We start from the raw sequence: 24,469 nt of genomic DNA on the forward strand, positions 1-24,469 counted from the left end.
TCCTCAAGATGCAGAACATCTCAAGTTGAATATAAGCAAGCTTTGGGCCCTTTAAGCGAAACCTAGCAGGTTTGGCACGTCTCAAGTTGAGACAAAGCTCATTTCGGGCACCAGGGTGTAAAATTAGAAGACAATAGAGGCAAGCCAGGTGAGTTCGTTATCTTTATGTTCAACCTCGGCGCGATACTCGAGGCGTCCTTGTCCGTAAGACATCGCAAGACCACTTTCCCCGAATGAACGACCGTCGTGAGTCGAGTAAAGATATCCACCTTTTAGTACTGAGCGGAAGTTTTCTGTCCACTTGGTCATGAACAGAGTTTTGATTCCCAAGTGGGGTTTTGCGATATCCGCAAGATCACTATTTTCAGAGACAGCTAGCCATGACCAACGAGATGCTGTGGCGATTGGTAAATCAAAACTCGCACCGATACCACCGTTTAAATAAGGCTGAAATTTCGGCGATGTTCCGGTCTCAATTGACCAAGTCATAGGCTTTTCAAGCTGTGTCCATGGAGACGTAGAGAGAATACTTAAAAGAACAAACTCATGCAGATCCCAGTTCTGCCGTGTCGGCATATAGCGAACATCGAACGAGAAGAAATTCAGCTGTGAAAAAGGAGCCAGCCCGCTATCATCCGAAAGCAGATCGTGAAAGCCACGACGAAATTTAAATTGATAGAAATCCTGCTCGGCAATCTGTCCATATCCCAGATAAAATGCCGCGGTAGGAGGGCTTAACAGAGGGGATTTCGGAAGAGATATCGTCACAGGGTCCGTGATCGCGCCTAGTTTTGCGCGCGCTACAGAGAGGCGATACTTTTCGTCTGGATATTCCTTCTGATCGCGATACTCACGAATCGAAAGATAGCTTAGCGCTGCCTCTAGGGTTTCGGCTTTTTCTTTTTTTTCTAATTTTGTATAAGCTGCACTTTGATCATTTTTAGTTGATAGAACTGAGTGCAGAGCAGATCTTTCAGAAAGATTTAGATTTGCATATCGTGTGCGCCACTCTGTTTGTAAGGAGGAGCGAAGCTTCCCAGATGATAATAATCCCGCATCGTTCAAAGTCTTTAGTGAATCAAGAGGAATGACAAAATGATGAAGGGAATTTAGAAGCTCCTTATTGGGAGCCGCAACTTCAATCAGCTCTAGCATTTGCGACGAACAGTTTTCATCCGCAAAATAGTAAGGTGCGTAGCTACCTTCTAGCTCCAGCATGTGGTCGATCATGAACTCCACTTGTTCTGGCGAAAGATTCAGTTTGTATTCCCAAAGATCGCGACCTTCGAGATTTGAATATTCTTGAATTTTTTGATGGTAGGGTAGCATTGAGTAAGTTCCTGGATAGTATCCAAAAACACCTTTCAATGCATAGAGAGCTCCGCCGTCACTTCCTGTGTTAGCCGCGTAGTTGATTCCGTAGTCTAACAGATCTAGTTGTCCCGTGTTTTTAGGATTGTGCAGACGCAGGAATGTATGTCCGAAACTGGAAGGAGCACTTGATAAGTCCGATGCTGCAAAGATCATATATGCTTCGCTTGCACCGAGTTGTTTTTTCCAGGCAACTCTTTCTGGGCAGGCCTCAAGATCGGAGTCTTGAATTTTAAGAGATTTCTTAAGCCAAGAAGTTCTAGCTAAGTAACGGCATTGTTGTTTCGATGTTTTTTCTGAAAATAAAAGATCAATGGTCGCGAGCAGTTCTGCTTGAGGATTGGTTTCTCCCTCGGGAGAGATAAAGAAATTGCCGCGAATAGGAGAGTGATAGCTGCCAGTCCAAGATTTACGATAGTGGCCGAGCTTTAACCAAGCTGCGGACTGGTCAAGTTTACTTGCAAGAGCTTGTTCTTTGTAAGAAGCAGTAGCTTGCAATGAAAAGCCCCACGTAAATAGTGGGGCCATCAATAGTGCAGTAGTAACTAAAAGACTACGAACCATGGCAAAGGCTTTGAAGATCCTTTTGACCTGCAAGTTCGTTGTTCAAGTTAGAAACCATTTCAGAAGCTGTTGTGTTAGCTGCTGGGATGATGTTCGTGTATGAACCTTGAGTGAAAGTACCGAATGCTGCTTGAGCTTGAGAGTTCGTGCAACCTTTCATTTCTGCCAAAGTCGCAAGAAGTTGACCGTGACCTTGAGCCATTTCACGAGAAAGTTCTTTTTGATTTACTTCAACGAAGTATTGAACTTCTTTATCGTTCATAACGATACCAGAAGATGAACAGCCAGAAGTACCTGAAGTGATACCAAAAGCAGAAGAAAGGAATGAACCGTTTGTTGTAAGAGCCAACAATTGAAGACCTTTAGAGTTCTTAGAAATAATCATTGAACCCAAACCGCAACCAGCATCACCTGCGAATGCACTTGCAGAGAACATAAATAGAGCCGTAAAAAGTACCTTTTTCATCGTAACCTCCTGTGGTTTATATTTATGCTGACTCAATACGAGTTCTCCATCAAACTCTAATTAACCGAGGTCAAGGAGCGAAGCATGTCTGTGGTTGAAGCAAATAAACAAAATTTTCAGCAACTAGTTCAGGAAAACCAGATTGTTATCATAGACTTCTGGGCTGTTTGGTGTGGTCCTTGTAAACGTTTTGCGCCTATTTTTGAGCAGGTCGCAACTAAACATCCAGACGTTAAGTTCCTAAAAATCAACACAGATGAAGAACCAGAAATCGCAGCAAGTTTTGAAGTTCGTTCGATCCCAACTTTAGCGGTGATCAAAGAACAAGCGATCATCTTTGTTCAGCCAGGTGCTGTGAACGAAGATATCTTAGAGCAAATCGTTCAACGCGCGAAAGAGATCGACATGTCTCAAGTTGAAAAAGAGTAAGTTCGCCAAGCGAATGAACTCCGCTTTTTGTCACGAATTCATTTCATAGACAAAATCCAAGCTTTGCACAGTTTTTCCACAATCAAAATTAAGACAGCAAGCTCGCACATCTAGCATGTCGCGAGCTTTTTTGGCTTATGCCTTGCTCCTCTCTTCTTTGAAAACAAAAAGAGAGGTCTTATGAAAAGCGTATTATCTAAAATTACTTTGTCGGTAATTACCCTGAGTGTTGTTCTGCAAGCTCACACCGCGAGAGCCGATCGCGGTACGACTGTTGTTGCCACAATCAGTGGAGCCATCCTGGGCGGATTGATTGGTGCATCTATCGCACAAGATTTCGATGACAGAGACAATAGACAATCTCAGCGCATGTGGGAGAGAGCTTTGCGCCAAGATTATTCGGATGCACCCTTCGCCTGGGAAGGCGATGGGCATCGTGGTCGGATGATGTTCACCGGTGAGGGATACTTTGATGGATACTACTGTCGCATTTATCGCAGTGAAGTTTGGAATCGTAGAACGAATTCCCCGATGGTGACGACAGGATATGTGTGCCGTGCCGCTGACGGATCATGGTTCCGTAGAGAAGCGGGTGACATCAGAGAAGCTCGTCGTGATCGCCCCGATCGTGGTCCTCGCTTTGATCGCCAGCAACGTCCCGATGAGCGTCGTGAGGTCAGACGTCAAGAGCCTCATCAGCAAATGGGCGGTCGCCAAATGGGTATGGGTGGTCAGCCAAACATGGGTGGCAACAATGGACCTAATCGTGGATTTGGCAGCCCTGGTGGAAACTATGGCAGCAGTGGAGGCCGAAGCTACAGTGGTGGTGGAAGTGTGAGTTCTGGATCTGTGGTGACCAATGGAGATGGTTTACCGATTTCCGGCACAAACTAGTAACGACAAATTTTAGGCACAAAAAAACCCGCTCTTTCGAAGCGGGTTTTTATTTTATCATTTAAGCAGTGAATACCTACCCAACAAAGTTGGAGTAAAAACTATTCTCTTACGATTTTAACGTGCTTGATGATCATTGGTTCAACGGGACGATCCATTGCGCCAACTTTAGTGTTTTCGATAGCGTGAACTACGTCCAAGCCTTCAACAACTTCACCGAAAACTACGTGACGACCATCCAACCAAGGAGTTGGAACAGTAGTAACGAAGAATTGTGAACCGTTCGTGTTAGGACCCGCGTTCGCCATTGAAAGCATACCTGGTTTAGTGTGCTTAGGTTGACCTGGAAGGAATTCGTCATTGAAACGGTAACCTGGGCCACCAGTTCCTGTACCAAGTGGGCAACCACCTTGGATCATGAAATCTTTAATCACGCGGTGGAAAGTCAAACCATCGTAAAATGGCTTTTTAACTTTTTCGCCAGTTTTAGGATCAGTCCACTCTTTAGTGCCATCAGCAAGGCCCGCAAAGTTTTCAACTGTTTTAGGAGCAGTTTCAGTTAGTAGCTTAACTTTGAAATTGCCTTTAGTTGTTTCGAAAAGTGCAAACATCGGTTTTCCCTTCTTAGTAGCAGTATCTTTTGTAGCTTTTTTGGAATCTGCTTTCGCTTTCTTAGCTGGTTTCTCAGCCGCTGTATCAGCTGGCTTTTCTACCGTTTCAGCAACTTTGTCGGCTGATGTTTCAGCGGTCTTAGCATCTGCACGGAAACTAAAAGCTGCTAGCAAGAAGGCGAAAAGGTAAATCCAAAATACCTTTTTAATATCGATATTCTTCGACATTTGAATACTCCTGAATAGTTATAGACTCACTATTAGGGAAGGCTTCGTCGAGGGTCAAGCGCCTTCAAAGTACCAACGTTGTCCGCAAGTTTGTTTGAAAGCTCTTCGAGAAGCTTCGAAGGCGAAGCATTAAACGTCGCAGCAAGATCATGAAAGAACTCGTGATTTAAGGACACTTCGGCCGTGGACTCTGACGCTATCAGCTGGAGCATCTGTTCCACTTGACGCATATAGATGTAGCTCTCCGTGAGTTTCTCTGTAGTGCCCTTTTTCATAGCTAAAAACGCTTCTGTAGAAGGGCCTGTTGGAGAGATTTTTTCATTCAGTAAAATGGTCTGAATGGCGAGTTCGATATCGACCATTCCGCCTTCGCTGAACTTCAAATTTAAAACCGGCGATTTCGAAATCAGTTCCTGACGAATTCGATTGAGTTCTGTCAGCTCTGGGGGAGTCAGACCCTTGCCAATATACGACGCCACCAAAGAAGGTCCTTCGAAATTCACCCAACGAGCTTTCAGATAAGCTTGTCGTTCCCAAGCTTGAGACTCTTGTTCAAGGTAACTTTGCAAATCCGCAAGCGGCATTACAATCGGCCCCGCTTTGCCCGAAGGTCGCAGGCGCATATCGATGGAATAAATATTCCCACCACGATGTGATTCAGTCATGCGAGAGATAAATCTTTTAGCGAGTTTAAAGTCGTTATCGTGAGCTTCACCGGTGATCACGAAAATAAAATCTAAATCAGATTTAAAACCCAACTCGCGGCCGCCCCATTTTCCCAAAGCCAAAATTTCTACCGAACACGGATAATCTTTTTTAAGTGCTGAAAGTAGTGCGCCAGCGATGGTGTCTGCTGTCGACGTCAGATTTTCAATCAGACCCGAAAGATTGCGATCGGTGAGGTACTGGCTGCCGTTGATGAGTTCTGACAGCAACTTTCTTTCGGCAAGTTCTTCTAGCAAGACATCCAAGTCTTCAGAAAACCTATCGTGAGCACGATAAACGAAGGAGTCTAGAAGTTCCGGGCGACTGCAAAGTATACGCGACAAATAGGGAGAGTGAGCAAAAAGCCAACAAAGCTTTTTCATCAACTCGTGTTCCCTTAGTAGCAAAGTGAAAAAACTTGCCTTCGCACGCGTGCTGCGAATGAAATCTTTTAAGAACAACAGAGCTCTTTTGTTATCGCCGCCTTGAGATTTCAGCGTTTGAATAAATTCTTGCAAGAATGCTTTGCGTGCATTTTCATCGCGACCCTTGTTGCGAGATAAAACTTCCTGCTCAACGATTTCACTCCACAGCTCTTTGATGTCTTCTTCAGGAAGACCGATGGTGCTGAGTTCGTTTTCTAATGAAACGTTTGCTGGGGCTTCGCCTAGTAACGACTTCACGATTTGATCGCAGTGTTGCATCTCTGTCGTCAAAGTTTTAAGCGCATTCGTCACGAACGCCGGGTGTGTGTCAGTCTCTTTAATAGAGTGAGTTTGTTCGTCGTTCAGTGCCTGTACGTAATTTTCCAATGCACGCAGGTTCGCATAATGAGCTGTAAGGAAAGTGGCATCCACCGCGGGCAATAGGCCTTTGGCTGCCAAGAGATTTAAAGCCTCTGTGGTTCCGCGGACCTGCAGCGATGGGTCCTTTCCACCATGTACGACTAAAAGTGCGTGAGTGAAAAGTTCTAAGTCGCGAATTCCGCCCAGGCCCATCTTTAAATCGATAGCTCCGGCCTTGGCAGGGACTTGATAGTGATTTTGAATTTTCCCACGTAGCTGCTTCAAATCATCAAACAACGTGAAATCCAAATGTCTGCGGAAGGAAAACTTCTTAGCAAACGCCAAGACATCAGAAATTATTTTTGGATTTCCACAAATATTTCTAAGACGAACAAACGCCAACCTCTCCCAGGTTTCCCCGTAGTTTCCATAGTAGTCTTTGAAATGTTCAACGGTGGGAATCAGTGGGCCATGGCGTCCACCGGGACGCAAATCAAAGTCGACGCGAAATACGAATCCTTGAGCTGTTCGTTCGCTTAATAATTTTTGAAACTGACGAAGGCCTTTCAAATGGCCCTCGATATCAGTTTCAGAAACTATCAAAACATCGACGTCAGAACTTAGGTTCAACTCATTGGAGCCTAATTTTCCAAGAGCAAACAGGGCAACATCACCATCTGGAAAACAGGCCTGAAAAGCTTCACTTAAAAGCTCATCGGCAGCGGCACTCCAGTCATGGCAAATTTTTAAAGAATTTTCAGAAGTATTTTTGGCAGAGTCCGCGCAGCGGGACCAAATCCCGTTGCGCTTTACTCTAAGAGAAGATTCAAGGTCAGAATTAATCAAGGTTGATAGACCACTTCGGTTTGAAGTAGTTGTAGTTGTCAGTTGTTACACGACGTTCTTCGGTGCCATCAACAGTAGAAATAAAGATCTGATTTTTTCCAGTGCGATCGCTTGTGTACATTACGAAGCGGCCGTCTGGAGAGAATGACGGGTCTTCGTTAGAGGACATTTTCCCGTTTGATTTTTTAGCAGAACTTAAACGGATCATGTTGGAACCGTCAGCGTTCATCACGAAAATATCAAAGTTGTTGTCGCTCTGACCTGCAAAAGCGATTTTCTTACAATCAGGAGACCATGAAGGGGAGGAGTTAAATACACCTGCAAAAGTCAGGCGTTTTACATTTCCACCGCTTGCATCCATTGTGTAGATCATCGGTTTACCAGCGCGATCTGAAGAGAACGCCACTTTGTTAGAATCACCAGGGCAAACAACCGGCTCAACGTTCATGGCACCAGCAGGGCCATTTGTGATTTTACCAATCAAAGTTCCGTCATAAGTCATTTTGTAGATGTCAGGGCTTGTGCCTTGAGAGATCGTCAGGAAAATCGTTTTACCATCCGGAGAGAAGCTTGCCCCAGAGTTGATACCTTGGCGATAAGAGATCAAGGAACGTTTTCCAGATTTCAAATCCAACATCAACATGTCGGCATTTCTGAATTTAGATCCCACACGTTTTACATAAGATGTATAAGCAATTTTAGATCCATCAGGTGACCAAGCCGGAGAAATCGCGACACTCGAGTGCTTAGATACTTGCATGGAGTTCGCACTGTCCCAGTCCATCACGTAAACTTCACGAGCCTGGCCGCCAGCTTTATCTGAAGTTGCAACCACTCGAGACAAGAACATACCGTCTGTTCCTGTCAGAGCTTTCATCACATCATTTGCAAATGTGTGACCGATACGACGAGCACTTGAAACAGGCCCTTTATATTTTTTGCCAGCAACCAAAGTCGCTTTAGAAACGTGGTACACATAAGTTTCAAGTGTCACTTCGTTGCCAGCGATAGAAAAACCAGCGCGGATCAAGAAGTCGGCACCAATCGCAGACCAGCTTTGGAATTTAAAACCAGCGGGATTACCCGGAGCTGGTGTCATTCCTACTTTACTTGGGTCTTCAAGGAAGGCCTTGGAATCAATAAATTGGAAATAAGAAGAAACAGCCAAGTCATTATTAATGACGTTGTAGATTTCAGCACCAGTCGCTTGATAGCGAGAAGCCGTCGTTGGCGTGCCGAAATATTGAAGAGCCGGGAAGGCCATCATACTTTTTTTAGTACGTGCCTCGCCCAGTTTAATATAAATGCCGTCTTCTTGCGCGAGGCTGGTTTGCGCAAATGAAATGGCAGCGAGTAATACACAAAGAAGTCGGATCATAGGTAGTTCTCCTTACTCTGGGAAGCCGATTAAAATCCCGTTTACACTTAGGTAGGTCACAAATTTCTCGGGTGGCGCTGGGAATGGTGCTGAGCGATCAATCGTTTCGATAACCGCTTCGTCGTAACTTGGATTTCCACTCGATTTAGTAATTTTACGTTCAAGAATATTTCCGCGAGAATCAATAAAGACTTTCGCTTGGGCTTTTAGATCACGTTTTGCCAACCACTCAGGCAGAGCCCAATGTTGCTTGATATGGCGATCTAAATCAGCTCCATAAGTATCATGTTGTAGTTTATCAAGACCAGTCAGAGAAGTTCCCGCAGAAAGGACGTTACCTTTAACTGGAGCCGCCGTTGTGTTGGACTTACCAGTTCCGGAAACGGGAGCAGGTTTTGGCTTGCTCTCTTCTTCCTTAAGCTTTTCGATCGCAGCCATGGCTTTCAATTTTTCCAAAGCATCTTGTTGCTTCGATTTTGTTTTTTCTAAATTGATGCCGTCGTCTTTTTTAGCTGTCTTAGTTGGAAGCTTAACTTCGGGCTTCGGTTCAACTTTTGGCTCAGGTTTTTTTTCAACAACTGGTTCTGGCTTAGGAGCTGGCTTTGGATTTTCTTTTGCTTCCGGTTTTGGCGGCAGATTATTTGGATCAAGCTTATCTGGTAAGCCCACCATGTCGACACGAACTGCTTGAGTGAAATCAATAGACTCAGGTGTAAAGAACGCCGCCTTCACGATAAAGAACAGCACCAAGCCCACGTGGAATACAATAGAGACCACTAAGCCGCGCTGAAGAGAATCAAACTGAGGTTTATCGCTGTTACTTTCGATCACTTGTCTTTTGGTAGTGTTACTAACCCGATGTTAAAGATCCCTGCAGCGCGAATTTCTGCCATAGCTTCCGCGACGAAGCCATAATCCACTTTACGATCTGCTTGGATGAAAATTTGCTTATCTTTTCTGTTTTCAAAAATGGCCTTAAGTTTTGTTTTAAGGTCATCCATTTGGATACGAGTTTTAGCAATGGTCATTTTTTGGTCTGCACCGATCACCAAAACAAAAGGCTCTTCGTTCATTTCCACGCCTGAAGCCGAAGTCTTAGGCAGGTTCACGTCGATCCCTTGTTGCATCAAAGGAGTCGTCACCATGAACATGATCAGAAGAACCAACATGACGTCCACTAAAGGCGTCACATTGATTTCACTTAATGTCGCGCGACTTTTTTTGCCGCCGCCACCGCTCATTCCCATGATTTAGTTTCCTTGAAAGAAGTTACGTTTAACGATGTTCAGGAAGTCTGCACTAAAGTTATTCAATGTAATTTCTTGTTTGCGAATACGAGAAATAAAGTTGTTGTATAAAACAACCGCTGGAATCGCTGCTGCAAGACCAATCGCAGTCGAGATCAAGGCTTCAGAGATACCGGGAGCCACAACCGCAAGACTTGCTGAACCTGTCTGACCAATTTTATGGAAAGACTGCATGATACCCCAAACAGTACCGAACAAACCGATGAATGGACCTGTACTTCCTGTCGTCGCAAGAACAGTCAGGCGAGATTCCAATTTCGCCAATTCATTTTCAGTCGCTTTATTAATGATACGTTCCAAGTTGTCGATACCAGACAAAACGGGTTTATCGCCTTCAGTGCGTGCAAGGAGTGGAGATTCAGAGATCTTTTTCATCTCCAAGTAAGCCGCTTTAAATACGCGACCTACAGAAGAGTCTTTATATTGATCAATGTCTTCGTAAAGAGAATCTAGAGAGTTCACTTTCCAGAATTTATTGAGGAAAAGATCATCTGCTGTGCGCATTTTTTTGAATGCTTGGTACTTAGCGTATCCGATAGCCCAACAGAAAATGGACATAACAATAAGGATAACCAATGTCAGTTGTACGACTGGACTCGCTTGAGCGATTGCGTCCCAAGAGTTCGTATTAACTGATACAGAAGGTGCGGCGTTAGCTGCCTGGACAAAAAGTGGAAACATAGGATGAACCTCCATGTTCCACACTATAAGCAAAAGGTCCTGAGATCAACCGGGGATGTCCCTATGTCGCAGGACCATCGTCGTGATTATTTTGCGGGAGTTTGTCCAAGCCAAGTTGTGATTTGGCTGATGTCATTGGCGATCAAACCGTCTGCTTTAATTTCCATCGCGCGTTTGAACTCTTCCTCGTTTTCCACCACTAGGAAAATCTTTTTGTGACGGCGGCGCATCTCTGCAATGACGTCATCGTTGAAGGCAGGTCTGTTCATCATTTTAAATGGAGCGACGAAAACATCTCCCTTGAATTGAGTTGATGGCAAGATCCACAAAGAATCCATGCTCATCAAGCGCATCAAATCAGGTTTGCCTGTTCCATAAAGCCAAGTCGGCTGCAAACTTTTGATCGCCGAAGTGATCAAAGTTGTATCGCTTTGAATAAGGGTGCGATCGTTGGGTTTGTAGTCCTGGATTGCGTTTGCGACGATCGCATCAGCATCAGTGACGTTATCAACAACGTTCAAAATGAAGCGAGTCTTAGGGAACTTTTCATACAGCTCTTTCAAAGCAGGAGTGCTTTTGTAGAACTCATTGATCTGCTCCCAGGAGTAGTTTGAAAGTTTGCTGCCTGCCATGATCTGTGCTGTTGGATTGGCTTTTTGCTCTTCCATTTTCGCATTCAAGAACTCCACGTCGCGACTTGGAGGCAGGATGAATGGGATGCGATTCGCAGAAATACGCACGTCCGCCCAGATAATAACGTCAGGACGGGCATCAATGGCCTCTGCCATTTTTGCCAAAGTATGAGTCTTTACAGATACATAGGGAGTCTGACCGTCAAAGAATGGTGTCTTATATTCTTGGAAAGTTTGTCCCAAGCCCCAAATACGGGCCATAAGGATAATAAAACCAACCAACATTAGGGATGCAATTGTTGCTACTAGTACTCGCATAATGACGTTGGTATAGCACCCTAAGATCTTGGAATCAGCACATTTTTTCAAAACTACTTGAAAGATTCCTGTCAGGATCTTAAATACGCTAAAATTAGGCGTATTTCACCTTGTTTTTCATTTAGCTTTCTATTAGATAACAGGGACGTAATCGTCAGGTACATATATGAACAAGATCAATCGAAAACTAGAATACGCATTGATGGCTCTTAAATACATGAGTCAAAAAATCCCGGGTGAGTTGACCTCCGCAAAAGAGGTCTCCGATGCGTTCCATACTCCTTTTGATGCGACGGCTCGTGTGATGCAACAAATGGCACAAAAAGGCGGATTTCTTCGCGCTGAGTACGGTGCTAACGGTGGCTATCAAATCACGAAAGATCTTGCGAAGGTTTCAATCCACGATTTGGTGGAAGTGATCGAAGGCCCGACGGCGTTGGTGAAATGCCTGCACAAAGAAGCACCTTGTGACATTCAAGGTACGTGCAACATCGTTTCGCCAGTAACTACATTAAATAATAAGCTCACTGACTTCTATAAATCCGTCAGTTTAAAAGATCTACTAGTTGAAAGAACTGCGATGTCGAAAAAATCTGCAGAGGGGGTTATCCATGGATAACAGTAAAAACAACCCTCTAGATAGCTACGAATATAAATACGGTTTCACCACTGATATTGAAACTGATGAAGCTCCACTAGGTTTGACTGAAGAAATCATTAAATTGATTTCTGGTAAAAAGAACGAGCCAGAGTGGATGTTGGATTATCGTTTGAAAGCATTCCGCCACTGGTTGACTCTGACTGAGCCAACTTGGGCCCATGTTTCTTATCCACCAATTGATTTCCAAGCGATCCGTTACTATTCAGCTCCTAAGAAAAAAACGGACGCTGATAAGCCGAAATCCATGGAAGATCTTGATCCTGAATTGGTTAAGACTTTTGAAAAGCTCGGCATTCCTTTGTCCGAGCAAAAACGTATTTCTGGTATCGCAGTTGACGTGGTCTTTGACTCTGTTTCTGTTGGTACAACTCACAATGAAGTTTTAGAAGAAGCGGGAGTTATCTTCTGTTCTATTTCTGAAGCCGTTGCGAAACATCCGGAACTTGTTAAGAAATACTTGGGCTCGGTTGTTCCGTATACTGACAATTTCTATGCGGCTTTGAATGCGGCTGTCTTTACTGACGGTTCTTTCTGTTACATCCCTAAAGGTGTACGTTGCCCGATCGATCTTTCGACTTATTTCCGTATCAACGCTAAGGACACAGGTCAGTTCGAAAGAACTTTGCTTGTTTGTGACGACGGCGGATACGTGAATTACCTTGAGGGCTGTACGGCTCCTCAACGTGACGAAAACCAACTTCACGCAGCCGTGGTTGAGCTAGTTGCCTTGGACAATGCGGAGATCAAATACTCCACAGTTCAAAACTGGTACACGGGTGACAAAGAAGGTAAGGGCGGTATTTACAACTTCGTTACGAAGCGTGGTAAAGCTGCTGGTAAGAACTCTAAAATCTCTTGGACTCAAGTTGAATCTGGTTCTGCAATCACTTGGAAATATCCATCTTGCATCTTGCAGGGTGAGGGTTCCGAAGGCGCATTCTATTCTGTGGCTTTGACTCACGATCTGATGCAAGCAGATACCGGCACTAAGATGATCCACATTGGTAAGAACACGAAATCGACAATCATTTCGAAAGGTATCTCTACAGATAAATCTTCGAATGCGTATCGTGGCCAAGTTAAGATCATGCCTTCTGCAGAAAACGCACGTAACTACTCTCAGTGTGATTCCATGCTGGTGGGTGATCAGTGCTCTGCAAGCACGTTCCCTTATATTGAAGTAAAAAATAAAACAGCGACGATTGAGCACGAAGCGACGACTTCACGTATCAGTGAAGATCAAATCTTCTATTTGCAATCTCGTGGCTTGGATATGGAAAAAACAATTTCAATGCTGGTAAACGGTTTCTGTAAGGAAGTCTTTAAAGAACTTCCTTTGGAATTCGCAGTGGAAGCCGTGAAGTTGATCGAAATGAAATTGGAAAATTCAGTAGGTTAGTTATGTTGGAAATTAAGAATTTACATGCACGTGTCGAAGAAAAAGAAATCCTTAAAGGATTGAACCTAACAGTAAAAGCTGGCGAGGTTCATGCGATCATGGGGCCTAACGGTTCTGGTAAATCGACTTTATCTAAAGTTTTAGCGGGTCACCCAGCTTACGAAGTAACTGGTGGCGAAGTTAAATACGAAATCAATTTCATGATGCAAAATCTTTTGGAGCTTGCTCCAGACGAGAGAGCTAAAGAAGGTATCTTCTTGGCTTTCCAATATCCGATTGAAGTTCCGGGTGTTTCTAACTTCACATTCTTGCACACAGCTTTTAACTCTGTTTTGCAACATCAAGGTTCTGAACCAATGCCAGAGGGCGAGTTCCGTGAATTCTTGGTGCAAAAATTGAAATTGGTTTCCATGAAGCCTGAATACTTGGATCGCCCAGTGAATACAGGTTTCTCGGGCGGGGAGAAAAAGAAAAACGAAATTCTGCAAATGGCAGTTTTGTCTCCTCGTTTGGCGCTTTTGGATGAAACGGACTCCGGTCTTGATATCGACGCTCTTCGCGTGGTTTCAGACGGTGTGAACAAGCTTCGTCGTAAAGACAATGCGATCATCTTGGTAACTCACTATCAGCGTTTGCTTGATTATATTAAACCTGACTACGTACACGTATTGCTTGGTGGAAAAATTGTTGAAACGGGTGACTCTTCCTTGGCGTTGAAGCTTGAGGAAAAAGGTTACGACTGGTTGATCAACTAAGGACAGGCCATGAATTTACTTTCTACTTACGATAAATTCAGTCAAGCACATCCGGCGAAAGGCGCATTGGCGACTTTCCGTCAGGCTGGCTATGACTATGCCTTGAAAAAGGGTCTTCCGACTCGCAAGGATGAGGCTTGGCACTATACCAGCGTTAAGGTTTTGGCTGACAACAGCTTCTTGCCAAGTGCTTTGAATGCTGTGGCTCCAAGTCACGACACGATGGTGGCGATTAAAAAAGCTATAAACCCTGAATTCACAAATTTGGTTTTCTTTAACGGTGTTTTCAATAAGACATTGTCGTCAGATTTGCCTCAAGGTTTCACTTTGGGCGAAATCGCTGAATATCCAAAACAGTTCGATGATACTTTTGATGCCTTGAATGGTGCTTACTCAGAAACTCCGTTTGTTTTGTCTTTGGCAAAAGAAACCTCTGTGGAAAAACCTGTGAATTTCGTGTTCTTCACATCGAACGAAGGTGGCGCGGCTGTGATGGTCAACCCACGAGTTCGTTTGGAAGTGGGCGCAAGATCCTCATTGCGTGTTCTTGAAAGCCACTATGGCATGGCGGGGACTTCGTACTTTGCAAATTCGATCTTTGATTTGCAAGTGGGCGAAAGTGCAAAGGTGATTTATGTGCGTGTTCAGGCGGAAAGCTTGAACGCCGTGAACATTGGTCGCACGCGTATTTCTTTGGGTAAGTTTGCAAACCTTGAAAGCTTGGCTTTCTCGACTGGTGCGCAGCTTTCTCGTCACAACTTGGATTTAGTTTTAACAGAAAAAGGCTCTACGTCTGAAGTTTTAGGAATCTATGCGGTTCAGGGAACCCAACACGTGGACAATACGACATTGATCGATCATGCCGTTGGGGAGTGTGCTACTCACCAATTGTACAAAGGTATTTTGGATGGATCAGGTCGTTCTGCATTCAATGGTCGTATCTTGATTCGTAAAGATGCGCAGAAGGCAGACTCTTCGCAATTGAATAACAATCTTCTTTTAAGCAACAAAGCTGAAGCAGACAGCAAACCTTCAATTGAAGTTTATGCTGATGATGTGAAGGCGGGTCACGGTTCGACTGTGGGTCAGTTGAATAAAGAAGAGCTTTTCTATTTGTTGTCGCGTGCGATTCCAAAAGACAAAGCGATTGCGATGCTAAGTTATGGTTACTTGTCTGAAGTTCTTTATAAAGTTTCAGACGACGGTATTCAAAAGTGGTTAACTCAACACTTGGATGAAGCGTTTGCGCGCTTGCATCTGAACTAAGAAGGTAAAATGAGCAACTTGAACGAGCTTTTTGCAGAAATTCGTAATGAGTTTCCAGCGTTGACCCAAAAGGTTCACGGCAAAAAGCTTTCTTATCTGGATAGTGCTGCGACGACACTGAAACCAAAATCAGTGATCGATCGTATTGCGCACTTCTATCTGTATGAGGCTTCAAATGTTCATCGCGGAGCTCACTATTTGGCTGATATTGCGACTCAAGGTTTTGAGGGCGCACGTCACAAAATTGCAAGCTTCCTAGGCGCTGAACAGTTTGAGGAAATTATTTTCGTACGTGGTACGACAGAGGGTGTGAATTTCGTGGCAAACACTTGGGGTTTAACGAACCTTAAGGCGGGCGATGAAATTTTGATCACCGAGATGGAGCATCACGGAAACATCGTGCCTTGGCAAATGGTCGCTGAAAAAGTCGGCGCCAAAGTTGTGGCCGCTGGAATCTTAGATAATGGGGAGCTGGATCTTGAGGACTTCAAGAAAAAGCTAACTAGCAAAACTAAGATGGTGGCCTTCACGGCAAGCTCGAATGTTCTGGGCACAAATACAGACGTGGCAGGTTTGACTAAACTTGCTCACTCAGTGGGTGCTAAGGTTTTGGTTGATGGGGCGCAGATCGTATCGCAAACACCTGTGAATGTAAAAGCGTGGGACGTGGACTTCTTTGTCTTCTCTTCCCATAAGCTATTTGGTCCATTTGGTTTTGGTGTGGTTTACGGTAAGCGCGATATCTTAGAGACTCTGCCTCCTTATCAAGGTGGTGGTTCGATGATCTCTAAGGTGACTATCGAAAAAACCACGTACAACGATGTGCCAACACGTTTTGAGGCGGGAACTCCGCACGTTGAGGGTGCTATCGGTACTGCCGCTGCTATCGAGTTTATAGAAAAAATTGGTTTCGATAAGGTTCATGCTTATGAAATGGATCTTTTGAAATACGCGACAGGCAAGCTTTTGGAGATTCCGGATTTGAAAATCTATGGAACTGCGAAAGATAAGGGTCCTTTGGTGTCCTTTAATCTGAAAGGTGCTCATCACTCAGATGTGGGCCAGATTTTGGACCAAGAGGGTGTCGCAGTTCGAGCCGGTCACCATTGTACTCAGCCACTTATGGCGAGACTTGGGGTGCCTGGAACCGTTCGTGCCTCTTTTTCAGTGTATAATAATCATGAAGACGTTGATGCTTTAGTAAAGGCCGTGGTGAAAGCCCGGGAGTTATTGTTATGAGTACGCAGGATGTATTAATCAGAATTCAAGCCACACCAAATCCAAACGCATGGAAATTCGTTTTGGATCGCCCTGTATTGTCTGAAGGCAAGGCCACTTACACAAACATTCAAGAGGCTGAGCAAAGCCCTCTGGCTTCAAGTTTGTTTCAGGTGGATGGTGTTCGTCAGGTCCACTTATTCCAAAACGTGATCACAATCACACACAGTTTTGACTCTGACCCAGAAGAGATTCAAAAAAACGCATGTGCAGTTATTCAAACACGCATGCCGGTGCATAACCCAAATCAAACTCAAGCTGACGAAAAGAAACTTCGTCGCGCGGGTCTGCCGCCAGAAGTTCAACGCATCGAAGAGATCTTGGACGATACTGTTCGCCCAGGTCTGCAAGGCGACGGTGGGGACTTGGACGTCGTAAAATATGAAGACAACAAGCTCTACGTATTTTACCAAGGTGCTTGCGGAACATGCCCAAGCGCTACGTCAGGTACATTGATGGCGATCGAGGGAATCCTTCGCGATCAGTTCAACCCAACCATCGAGGTCATCCCTCTTTAGGTGCCAGGTCCTATTTACGGAAGCAGCGCAGGATTTGTGCTGCGATAAAAAGCCCACTGAGAAGTGGGCTTTTTTTATTTCATCGGCGTAAGATTAATTATTCACTATTAATATACTTACGTAATTAACATCGTTTTTATGAATAATAACATATTTACTATGAGCTAACAAAAAACGGAACCTCTGCTCTATAAACACGCCATCGATGATCACATCGCGAATATAAACGTGAACACTATTAAGGGGTTTCTCTATGAAAAATTTGGTTTTTGCTATTTCGGCTCTTTTTATTTCTTTTAATTCTCAGGCTTCTTCTGCTGTTGAATCTGCATCGGGTGAGCAGAATTTTGCTTGCTACGTGACTCAAGAAAATGAAATTCCGACGGACAGAAAAGATGTGCGCTACTTGCTTCACCTTGATTCTGCTGGCGGCAGCTTTCTGAAATATCAAAAGCTAACACCTCATGGTTATGGCAGACCACATGGGATCTACGGTTGCGATAATGCGCGTGTGCAAAAAAATGATTCAGAGGCAATCATTCTAGAGTGTGCGAATGACGGTGAAGAAGGTTCTTTGGTTATGTCTCTTCCAAATAAAACTGGAGAAATTTATTTCTGGGCTGAAAAAATGGGTTACGGCGAAAGAACGCTGCTTCAAGTTCAATGCGAAGAAGTAGAATAACAACGATAAGGTACGTCCTTACTTGAAAAAATAAAAAGCCCACTTTATGAGTGGGCTTTTTTATTGGTGGTCGTCGTAATTTCTTGTCGACTTAGGCTTCGATTTCTTTCTCTTTTTCTTCAGTCGGAGCCCACTCTAGCAAAGACATTTCGGAAGTTTTATTCCAGTCCACATTCACACGGTTGATGATTTTGATGGAGACTTCATTGCCTTCAATTGTCCAAAGCAAAGTGTCACCTTTTGCGATGCCCAAAGCTTTGCGCACGCGCTGAGGAATGGTCGTTTGGTTTTTTCTAGAGGCTTTGGAAGTGGCTGATGATCCGCTCATGCTGTTGCTCCATCTAACGTTCTAAATCGCTGCTCCCATTAGAATATTTTGAGGCACTGGGCTTGTCGAATAGAGACAGATTCAGGAGATTAAAAACCATTCTTTGTACCAGTTTGTCAGAGTGTTTTCTTAATTTGGAAACGTCTCAAAATGAGATTTCTTCGACGTAAAACGGATGGACTTCTTAAAGAGAGCAAGGCCGGAATGTACCTTGTGGAGAAATAAAAAAAAGGTCCGTCGGCAACTCTGAACTAAACCTGTTTTAGCTAAGGTGGGTGACCATGATAGCGACTTTAGGCTTCTCAGTACGAGCTGAGCTTGCACACCATTGCCAGGGACAGTCCCCAAAAATATGCTTGTAAGGTTTAATTTCGATGAGCTTTACGCCTTCGAACCCTTCTGAAGACTATTCTAGCAGGAAGTATAGTTTCGTCAATCGAACCGGACTCTATCTTTTCAGTAAGCCTCCGATATATTGCTTATGACACCTCAAAAATTAGATTTTATTTTTCCTTTCGTGGTTTTTTTCTATGGACTCCTCATGGTGTTTGTGCTGGAAAATCCCGTCTTGGTAAGAATCGGTGAAGAGCGCATGGGGCAAGCGTTTCAGAACCTGATGAAGCATAAAAATCTGGGCTGGGTGTGTTTCTTTGTGGGTGGCCTTTGGGCCGCGCAGAATGTCTGGTACTCGTCGCTCTGAGTATTGACTCCTCCGGGGGCTGGCATTAGCTTCAGACCCCATGTCCGACTCTACAAATCAACCCCTACGCAAGACTGAAAAATACGCGCAACTGACGTTGGATGCGGAGGCTTCACAGCCTGCAAAATCTAATGAGCCGACAGTGTTTTCTGTTGAGCAACTGAACATCCAAATCAAGCAATTGATTGAAGAACAGATGGGTGTTGTGTGGGTTCGTGGTGAGCTTTCCAATTTCAAGGCTCACTCTTCAGGGCATTTCTATTTCAGCGTTAAAGATTCTAAGTCACAAATTACAGCGGTCATGTTCCGCGGTAATAATGCGCGCCTTAAATTCAAACCAACAGATGGTATGGAAGTAATGGTTCGCGGTCGTGTGACTGTGTATGAGCCACGCGGTAACTATCAGCTGATGGTTGATATGATGGAGCCAGTGGGTGCGGGAGCTTTACAAAAAGCTTTCGAACAACTGAAATTGAAACTTCGTGCGGAAGGTTTGTTCGATGCTGCTCGTAAGCGTCCGATTCCAACCTTCCCTCGTCATATCGCTATTGTGACGTCACCAACGGGTGCGGCTATTCGTGATATTTTGAATGTTCTTTCTCGTCGTGCGAAATCTATTCAGGTGACGGTTGTGCCAACTGTGGTTCAGGGCGAGGCTGCGGCTCCGCAGATCCGTGAGGCTTTGAAAAAAGCTGTCGCACTCCCTGGAGTGGATGCCGTGATCGTAGGTCGCGGTGGCGGTTCGATCGAAGACATGTGGTGCTTTAATGACGAAGCACTGGCTCGTCAAATTGCTGCGAGTCCTGTTCCGGTTATTTCAGCCGTAGGACACGAAATCGATTTTACGATTGCTGACTTTGTTGCAGATTTGCGTGCCCCAACACCTTCGGCAGCCGCAGAGCTTGTGGCTAAGAGTTCTTCCGAGCTTGTAAATAAAGTGACGTCTTTAGAGCGCATGTTGAAATTGTCTTTTGAGAAAAAGATGAAGTACCTGCGTGAAAAATCATTGGGCCTTTCAAAACGTCTGGTCGATCCAAAACGTCGCTTGGAAGATCTGGAACTTCGTAATGACGATTTGCTGACTCGCTTGGAGCTCGCAATGAATCGTGTGATCGGTCAAAAAGATCACCGCGTGGAATTGCTGACTCAGAAATTGGGTACGCCGCAAAATCTGATTGATCGTCGAAAAAAGGAACTGACATTCCTAAAACAGCGTTCAGAGAAAGCATTGATGTTTTCTTTGGAGCGTAAAAAATCCCGCATGGATCGTATGATGGCGATGCTTGATAGCATGAGCCCTTTGCGGGTCGTGGATCGCGGATATTCAATTGTAACTAAAGATTCAAAAGTTATTAAATCAGCAAGCCAGGTGAACGTGGGCGACAGCATCGACATTCGCTTGGCTCAGGGTTCACTCACAGCCACGGTCAGTGGTGTGAAGGAGGAATAATGGATTTCGAAAAGAAATTGGGACGTTTGGAAGAGATCGTTCAAAAAATGGAAAAAGGTGACTTGGCTTTGGAAGATTCCCTAAAGCTATTTGAAGAAGGCGTTAAACTTTCTCGTGAATGTCATCAACGTTTGTCTGAGGCAGAAACAAAAGTGAAAATTTTGATGTCTGTGGATGCAAACGGCAATCCAATAACTAAAGACTTCACTCCTGAGGAGAACTAGTTTTGGATTTGGCGATTCAGCTTGAGCAGGAAATGTCTTTGAAGGTGCAAACTGTGAATCAGTTTGTGGAAAAGTATTTATCTGACATGGAGTTACCTCAAGGTGCTGCCATAGCTGAACTTCGCAAATCCATGCTGTACTCGGCGACAAACGGCGGAAAACGTTTCCGCCCAGTCCTTTCAGTTTTAGTTGCCGAGATGCTCGGATCGTCTGCGGAAAAGGTTCTGCCTTTCGCGACAGCGGTCGAGATGATTCACACGTATTCTCTTATTCATGATGATCTTCCGTGCATGGACAACGATGACATGCGCAGAGGCAAGCCCACGAATCACAAAGTCTTCGGTGAGGACTTTGCGTTGCTAGCGGGGGACGCTTTGCTAACGGAGGCGTTCTTGATCATCGCTAAAAACTATTCTGAAAACGGTTTCGTGGTGGGGCGCTTGGTTCAATTGCTTTCTGAGGCTGCGGGTATTCGTGGTATGGTTGGCGGTCAGGCGATTGATTTGCGCGCTGGCGAAAAACAATTGTCGCAAGCAGAACTGACTCATTTGCATTTACTTAAGACTGGCGCCTTGATTCGGGTCGCAGTTGAGGGTGCTGCGGTTATCGCTGGTGCTAAAGTTCACGAAATCGAGGCTTTGAAAAAATTCGGTGAAGGTTTGGGTTTGGCTTTCCAAGTGGCTGACGATGTGTTGGATCATGGTGAAAAAGATCAAGACGTTCGTAGCTTCACCGGTATTATCGGTCTCGAGGCAACAAAGACTTACCTAAATCAAATCAGCAAAAACACGATGGACGAACTTCACAAGGTCTCTGCCGATGCAGCGATGCTCGAATACCTGGTGAGCTTTAACATTTCACGAAAACATTAGGTCTATGGCTGATAAAAAACGCTTGGACATTTATGTGTTTGAAAAGGGCCTGGCTCAATCACGCACGCATGCCCAAGAGTTAATCGAAGCAGGCCAAGTATTCCTAGATCAAAACGGCCAAAAGAAATCTCTAAAAAAATCAAACATCCCGGTGACCCCAGAAATGGAAGGTCATATTTCTGTTGATCAAGGCCCCGCGAATCGTTTTGTTTCTCGTGGAGGGCTCAAGCTTGAGGGTGCTCTTAAGCACGTGAACCTGAATATTCAGAACTTTGATGTTTTGGATGTCGGGATTTCTACGGGGGGCTTTACGGATTGCGCTTTGCAATCGGGGGCTCGCTTTGTATTGGGTGTGGATGTCGGTCATGGCCAAGTCAGTGCGGCTTTGCTCCAAAATCCAAAACTTAAGGTGATCGAGGGGATTAATGCCCGGGTGCTGTCTCAAGAGGCTTCAGTTCTTGAAGCGACTCCTAAAGATGGTTTTGATCTGATCGTGATGGATGTTTCCTTCATTTCGATTGAAATGATCATCCCCGAATTGGGTAAATTTCTAAAACCTTCGGGTCATTTGTTAAGTCTTGTAAAGCCACAGTTCGAGGTCGGCGTTGACGGGCTCGCAAAGGGTGGTATTGTCAAAGACTCTTCGTTGTATTTGAAAGTCGAAGAAAAGATCAAAGCGGCCTGTAAAAGTGCCGGTTTTGATGTGAAGGACTATTTTGCTTCTTCCATTGAGGGAAAGGACGGCAATCATGAGTTTTTTGTTTTCGCGAAAAAGCACTAGCTTACTTTTAACGTTGGTATTCTTGGCGGGTTGTCAAAATTTTAAGACCCGTGAAGACATTCGTAATGCTACGAAGCCTACACCGACAACTCCGGGTTCAAGACCTTCTCCGCAAACTCCTCGCCCGGTTATTGAGGATGCGGGAACTCCATATCAACCAGATGTTCAAGTTGAAGAACCACCGATGCCTCCTCCGGCTCCGGTAATCCCAGCTTTGCCTAAGATCGCATTTATCTTGGGTGGCGGTGGAGCAAAGACTTATGCTCACATCGGTTTCTTGCATGAACTAACTCGCTCTAAAGTTCCAGTGTATGCGATTGGTGGCGTTGAGTTCGCTTCTCCGATGGCAGCTCTTTACGCAAATCGCGAGCAAGCCAACGACGTTGAATGGCAAATGTTTAAACTGAAAGACGAAGAGATCATTAAAAAATCTCTTTTGGGTGGCGTTAACAAAAACAGCGACATCTCCGTGATGCGCGAGTTTTACGGAACAGCCTTCAGCAAAGTAAAAGCGGAAGACTTCCGTATTCCTTTTGCATGCCCTTCTTATAATTTTAAAAAGAATCAATCTTTGATGATGAACAAAGGTGGCTTGGAACAGTTGTTGAGTATGTGTATGGCGTACCCTCCGTTCTTTAAACCTTATCAAGGTAACGTAGCTGCGATCCGTGATGTATCAGCTTTGGCTCGTTACCTGCGCCAAAAAGGTGCGAACTTTGTGGTGTTCGTGAATGTCCTTCAGGCTCCGGGCGGCAGCAAACCGTACACATTGGATGCCACTGCGACAGACAACGTACTATGGAGTGAGATCGCAGGTCTGTATAATAAGCCTTTTGCGGGAGTTGATACTGTTATTACCCTGGATACAGGGGACTATGGTATTATGGACTTCGATAAGCGCCGTGAGATCATGAATAAAGGCGCTGACTCTGCAAACCGCCAATTGAAAACTTTGACACGTAAATGGGGACTTTAAAAAGTTCAGGAGACCGGAATGAGAAAACCAACTTTTGATATGAACATTTTTGCTGCAAGAAGAAAGGCCCTGGCTCAACAAATCCCAGGTTCTGCGTTGGTGGTTGCTTCTCACCCCGAGCTTATTCGCAATCACGATGTGCATTTCCCATATCGTCAAGACTCGAACATGTTCTACCTAACTGGTTGGGAAGAGCCTGAATCCATTTTGATCGTTCGTCCTGGTCAAACTCCAGAGACAGTGATGTTCGTGCGTCGTCGTGACCGCGAAAGAGAAACTTGGGATGGATTCCGCTACGGACCAGAAGGTTGCGAGCAGGAATTCAAAATCGATAAATGCTATCCAATTGATGAGTTTGAAAAACTAGCTCCGCAATTGTTGTCCAACGTTGATTCCATTTACTACCGTCAGTTCAAAAACAAAGAAGTCGACGAAAAAATGGAACACGTATTGAACACAGTAAAACAAATGCGTGGTCGTACAGGCTACGGTTTGCTTTCGGTTCATGATGCTGACACTTTGATCGGTGAAATGCGTTTGGTGAAGTCTGAGTACGAATTGACTCAACTCCGCGAAGCTTGCGAAATCTCTGCTCAAGCTCACTTGGCAGCGATGCGCTTTACTCGTCCAGGTGTGACTGAACGCCAAGTACAAGGTGTTCTGGCTCATAACTTCTACATGAGAGACTCTGCTCGTGAGGGTTACGGTTTCATCGTGGCTTCTGGTAATGCGGCAACAACTCTTCACTACAACTTCAACGATCAAGTTTGTAAAGACGGTGATTTGTTGTTGATCGATGCTGGTGCTGAGTACAACTACTACACAGGTGACATCACAAGAACTTACCCAGTAAACGGTAAATTCACAGATGAGCAAGGCCGCGTGTACGAAGCTGTTTTGAAAGTTCAAAAAGCTATCGTGGATTTCGTAAAACCAGGAATCGTATTTAAAGATCTTCACGACATGGGTACTTCCATGCTGACAGATGCGATGCTGGAGCTTGGTTTGTTGTCAGGTCGTAAAGACGATTTGATCCAATCCCTAGCGCAAAAGAAATACTACCCGCATGGTATCGGTCACTGGTTGGGTCTTGATGTGCATGATGCTGGTTTGTACTTCAAAAAAGGTGAGCCACGTCCGATCGAAGCGAACATGTGCTTCACGATCGAGCCAGGTCTTTACATCCCAGCTGATGATACATCTGCTCCGCAAAAATATCGTGGTATCGGTATCCGTATCGAAGACAACGTTCGCGTGACTTCAAACGGTGTTGAGAACATGACGACGTCAGTTCCTAAAGAAATTTCTGACATCGAAAAAGTTGTCGGTAAAAACTAGATTCATTTTAAAATCTGAATTTCTAA

At 44.7% G+C, this 24,469-nt stretch carries 26 protein-coding genes and 1 other RNA gene; 16 read left to right on the forward strand and 11 right to left on the reverse strand.

Annotated elements, in window-relative coordinates:
- Positions 1 to 123: 123 nt before the first annotated feature.
- Both ACLVWP_RS00730 and ACLVWP_RS00735 read right to left on the reverse strand, forming a co-directional pair.
- Complete coding sequence (locus ACLVWP_RS00730) at positions 124 to 1,935, reverse strand: DUF4105 domain-containing protein (RefSeq protein WP_413559340.1); 1,812 nt, start codon at positions 1,933 to 1,935, stop codon at positions 124 to 126.
- A complete protein-coding gene (locus ACLVWP_RS00735; protein WP_413559341.1) occupies positions 1,925 to 2,401 on the reverse strand; it encodes a DUF3015 family protein in 477 nt (158 codons plus the stop codon). The genes ACLVWP_RS00730 and ACLVWP_RS00735 overlap by 11 nt, the downstream gene beginning before the upstream one ends.
- An 84-nt stretch (positions 2,402 to 2,485) precedes the next feature.
- Here ACLVWP_RS00735 and trxA point away from each other — a divergent pair, with 84 nt between their 5' ends.
- Together trxA and ACLVWP_RS00745 are read left to right on the forward strand one after the other, a co-directional pair.
- On the forward strand, positions 2,486 to 2,830 hold the full coding sequence (gene trxA / locus ACLVWP_RS00740; RefSeq protein ID WP_413559342.1) for a thioredoxin: 345 nt from the start codon (positions 2,486 to 2,488) through the stop codon (positions 2,828 to 2,830).
- 180 nt (positions 2,831 to 3,010) lie between these two features.
- A complete protein-coding gene (locus ACLVWP_RS00745) occupies positions 3,011 to 3,724 on the forward strand; it encodes a hypothetical protein (protein ID WP_413559343.1) in 714 nt (237 codons plus the stop codon).
- Positions 3,725 to 3,825: 101 nt separating this feature from the next.
- Here the strand turns inward: ACLVWP_RS00745 and ACLVWP_RS00750 are convergent, their stop codons facing one another.
- The 7 genes from ACLVWP_RS00750 to ACLVWP_RS00780 form a co-directional block, all read right to left on the reverse strand.
- The gene (locus ACLVWP_RS00750; RefSeq protein ID WP_413561596.1) at positions 3,826 to 4,335 is read right to left on the reverse strand and encodes a peptidylprolyl isomerase; all 510 of its coding nucleotides are present in this window, start codon (positions 4,333 to 4,335) and stop codon (positions 3,826 to 3,828) included.
- A gap of 260 nt (positions 4,336 to 4,595) precedes the next feature.
- The gene (locus tag ACLVWP_RS00755; protein ID WP_413559344.1) at positions 4,596 to 6,899 is read right to left on the reverse strand and encodes a glutamine-synthetase adenylyltransferase; all 2,304 of its coding nucleotides are present in this window, start codon (positions 6,897 to 6,899) and stop codon (positions 4,596 to 4,598) included.
- Positions 6,892 to 8,277: a translocation protein TolB gene (locus ACLVWP_RS00760; protein ID WP_413559345.1), complete on the reverse strand. Its 1,386-nt coding sequence runs from the start codon at positions 8,275 to 8,277 to the stop codon at positions 6,892 to 6,894. The genes ACLVWP_RS00755 and ACLVWP_RS00760 overlap by 8 nt, the downstream gene beginning before the upstream one ends.
- A gap of 12 nt (positions 8,278 to 8,289) precedes the next feature.
- On the reverse strand, positions 8,290 to 9,108 hold the full coding sequence (locus tag ACLVWP_RS00765; RefSeq protein WP_413559346.1) for a TonB family protein: 819 nt from the start codon (positions 9,106 to 9,108) through the stop codon (positions 8,290 to 8,292).
- Positions 9,105 to 9,524, reverse strand: a complete 420-nt coding sequence (locus tag ACLVWP_RS00770) for an ExbD/TolR family protein (protein WP_413559347.1) — start codon at positions 9,522 to 9,524, stop codon at positions 9,105 to 9,107. Before ACLVWP_RS00770 ends, ACLVWP_RS00765 begins: the two co-directional genes overlap by 4 nt.
- A gap of 3 nt (positions 9,525 to 9,527) precedes the next feature.
- The gene (tolQ, locus tag ACLVWP_RS00775; RefSeq protein ID WP_413559348.1) at positions 9,528 to 10,265 is read right to left on the reverse strand and encodes a protein TolQ; all 738 of its coding nucleotides are present in this window, start codon (positions 10,263 to 10,265) and stop codon (positions 9,528 to 9,530) included.
- Positions 10,266 to 10,351: 86 nt separating this feature from the next.
- On the reverse strand, positions 10,352 to 11,215 hold the full coding sequence (locus ACLVWP_RS00780) for a hypothetical protein (protein ID WP_413559349.1): 864 nt from the start codon (positions 11,213 to 11,215) through the stop codon (positions 10,352 to 10,354).
- A 166-nt stretch (positions 11,216 to 11,381) separates the two neighbouring features.
- Between ACLVWP_RS00780 and ACLVWP_RS00785 the strand changes: the two genes are divergently transcribed.
- The 7 genes from ACLVWP_RS00785 (at position 11,382) to ACLVWP_RS00815 (ending at position 17,774) form a co-directional block, all read left to right on the forward strand.
- Positions 11,382 to 11,834 (forward strand): RrF2 family transcriptional regulator, encoded by a 453-nt coding sequence (locus ACLVWP_RS00785; RefSeq protein WP_413559350.1) that lies wholly within the window; start codon positions 11,382 to 11,384, stop codon positions 11,832 to 11,834.
- The gene (gene sufB / locus ACLVWP_RS00790) at positions 11,827 to 13,275 is read left to right on the forward strand and encodes a Fe-S cluster assembly protein SufB (protein ID WP_413559351.1); all 1,449 of its coding nucleotides are present in this window, start codon (positions 11,827 to 11,829) and stop codon (positions 13,273 to 13,275) included. Before ACLVWP_RS00785 ends, sufB begins: the two co-directional genes overlap by 8 nt.
- 2 nt (positions 13,276 to 13,277) lie before the next feature.
- Positions 13,278 to 14,030 (forward strand): Fe-S cluster assembly ATPase SufC, encoded by a 753-nt coding sequence (gene sufC, locus ACLVWP_RS00795; protein WP_340598336.1) that lies wholly within the window; start codon positions 13,278 to 13,280, stop codon positions 14,028 to 14,030.
- Between the two features lie 9 nt (positions 14,031 to 14,039).
- Complete coding sequence (gene sufD / locus ACLVWP_RS00800; protein ID WP_413559353.1) at positions 14,040 to 15,296, forward strand: Fe-S cluster assembly protein SufD; 1,257 nt, start codon at positions 14,040 to 14,042, stop codon at positions 15,294 to 15,296.
- 9 nt (positions 15,297 to 15,305) lie between these two features.
- Positions 15,306 to 16,535: an aminotransferase class V-fold PLP-dependent enzyme gene (locus ACLVWP_RS00805; protein WP_413559355.1), complete on the forward strand. Its 1,230-nt coding sequence runs from the start codon at positions 15,306 to 15,308 to the stop codon at positions 16,533 to 16,535.
- The gene (locus ACLVWP_RS00810; protein WP_413559356.1) at positions 16,532 to 17,092 is read left to right on the forward strand and encodes a NifU family protein; all 561 of its coding nucleotides are present in this window, start codon (positions 16,532 to 16,534) and stop codon (positions 17,090 to 17,092) included. Before ACLVWP_RS00805 ends, ACLVWP_RS00810 begins: the two co-directional genes overlap by 4 nt.
- A gap of 253 nt (positions 17,093 to 17,345) precedes the next feature.
- Positions 17,346 to 17,774: a hypothetical protein gene (locus ACLVWP_RS00815; protein WP_413559357.1), complete on the forward strand. Its 429-nt coding sequence runs from the start codon at positions 17,346 to 17,348 to the stop codon at positions 17,772 to 17,774.
- Positions 17,775 to 17,865: 91 nt separating this feature from the next.
- Here the strand turns inward: ACLVWP_RS00815 and ACLVWP_RS00820 are convergent, their stop codons facing one another.
- On the reverse strand, positions 17,866 to 18,102 hold the full coding sequence (locus ACLVWP_RS00820; RefSeq protein WP_413559359.1) for an AbrB/MazE/SpoVT family DNA-binding domain-containing protein: 237 nt from the start codon (positions 18,100 to 18,102) through the stop codon (positions 17,866 to 17,868).
- A gap of 227 nt (positions 18,103 to 18,329) precedes the next feature.
- Positions 18,330 to 18,493, reverse strand: a non-coding RNA gene (ssrS, locus tag ACLVWP_RS00825) — 6S RNA.
- A gap of 90 nt (positions 18,494 to 18,583) precedes the next feature.
- Here ssrS and ACLVWP_RS00830 point away from each other — a divergent pair.
- The 7 genes from ACLVWP_RS00830 to ACLVWP_RS00860 are packed head-to-tail and all read left to right on the forward strand — an operon-like array spanning position 18,584 to position 24,443.
- Complete coding sequence (locus ACLVWP_RS00830; RefSeq protein ID WP_413559360.1) at positions 18,584 to 18,802, forward strand: hypothetical protein; 219 nt, start codon at positions 18,584 to 18,586, stop codon at positions 18,800 to 18,802.
- 40 nt (positions 18,803 to 18,842) lie between these two features.
- A complete protein-coding gene (gene xseA / locus ACLVWP_RS00835; protein ID WP_413559362.1) occupies positions 18,843 to 20,252 on the forward strand; it encodes an exodeoxyribonuclease VII large subunit in 1,410 nt (469 codons plus the stop codon).
- The gene (locus tag ACLVWP_RS00840; protein ID WP_413559364.1) at positions 20,252 to 20,476 is read left to right on the forward strand and encodes an exodeoxyribonuclease VII small subunit; all 225 of its coding nucleotides are present in this window, start codon (positions 20,252 to 20,254) and stop codon (positions 20,474 to 20,476) included. The genes xseA and ACLVWP_RS00840 overlap by 1 nt, the downstream gene beginning before the upstream one ends.
- Positions 20,477 to 20,478: 2 nt before the next feature.
- On the forward strand, positions 20,479 to 21,348 hold the full coding sequence (locus ACLVWP_RS00845) for a polyprenyl synthetase family protein (protein WP_413559366.1): 870 nt from the start codon (positions 20,479 to 20,481) through the stop codon (positions 21,346 to 21,348).
- A 4-nt stretch (positions 21,349 to 21,352) separates the two neighbouring features.
- A complete protein-coding gene (locus ACLVWP_RS00850; RefSeq protein WP_413559367.1) occupies positions 21,353 to 22,129 on the forward strand; it encodes a TlyA family RNA methyltransferase in 777 nt (258 codons plus the stop codon).
- Positions 22,098 to 23,105, forward strand: coding sequence for a patatin-like phospholipase family protein (locus ACLVWP_RS00855; RefSeq protein WP_413559368.1), 1,008 nt, complete (start codon positions 22,098 to 22,100; stop codon positions 23,103 to 23,105). Before ACLVWP_RS00850 ends, ACLVWP_RS00855 begins: the two co-directional genes overlap by 32 nt.
- Before the next feature lie 18 nt (positions 23,106 to 23,123).
- Positions 23,124 to 24,443 (forward strand): aminopeptidase P family protein, encoded by a 1,320-nt coding sequence (locus ACLVWP_RS00860; RefSeq protein WP_413559370.1) that lies wholly within the window; start codon positions 23,124 to 23,126, stop codon positions 24,441 to 24,443.
- The last annotated feature ends 26 nt before the right edge of the window (positions 24,444 to 24,469 follow it).

The organism is Bdellovibrio sp. HCB209, assembly GCF_047306065.1.
Taxonomy (GTDB): Bacteria; Bdellovibrionota; Bdellovibrionia; order Bdellovibrionales; family Bdellovibrionaceae; genus Bdellovibrio.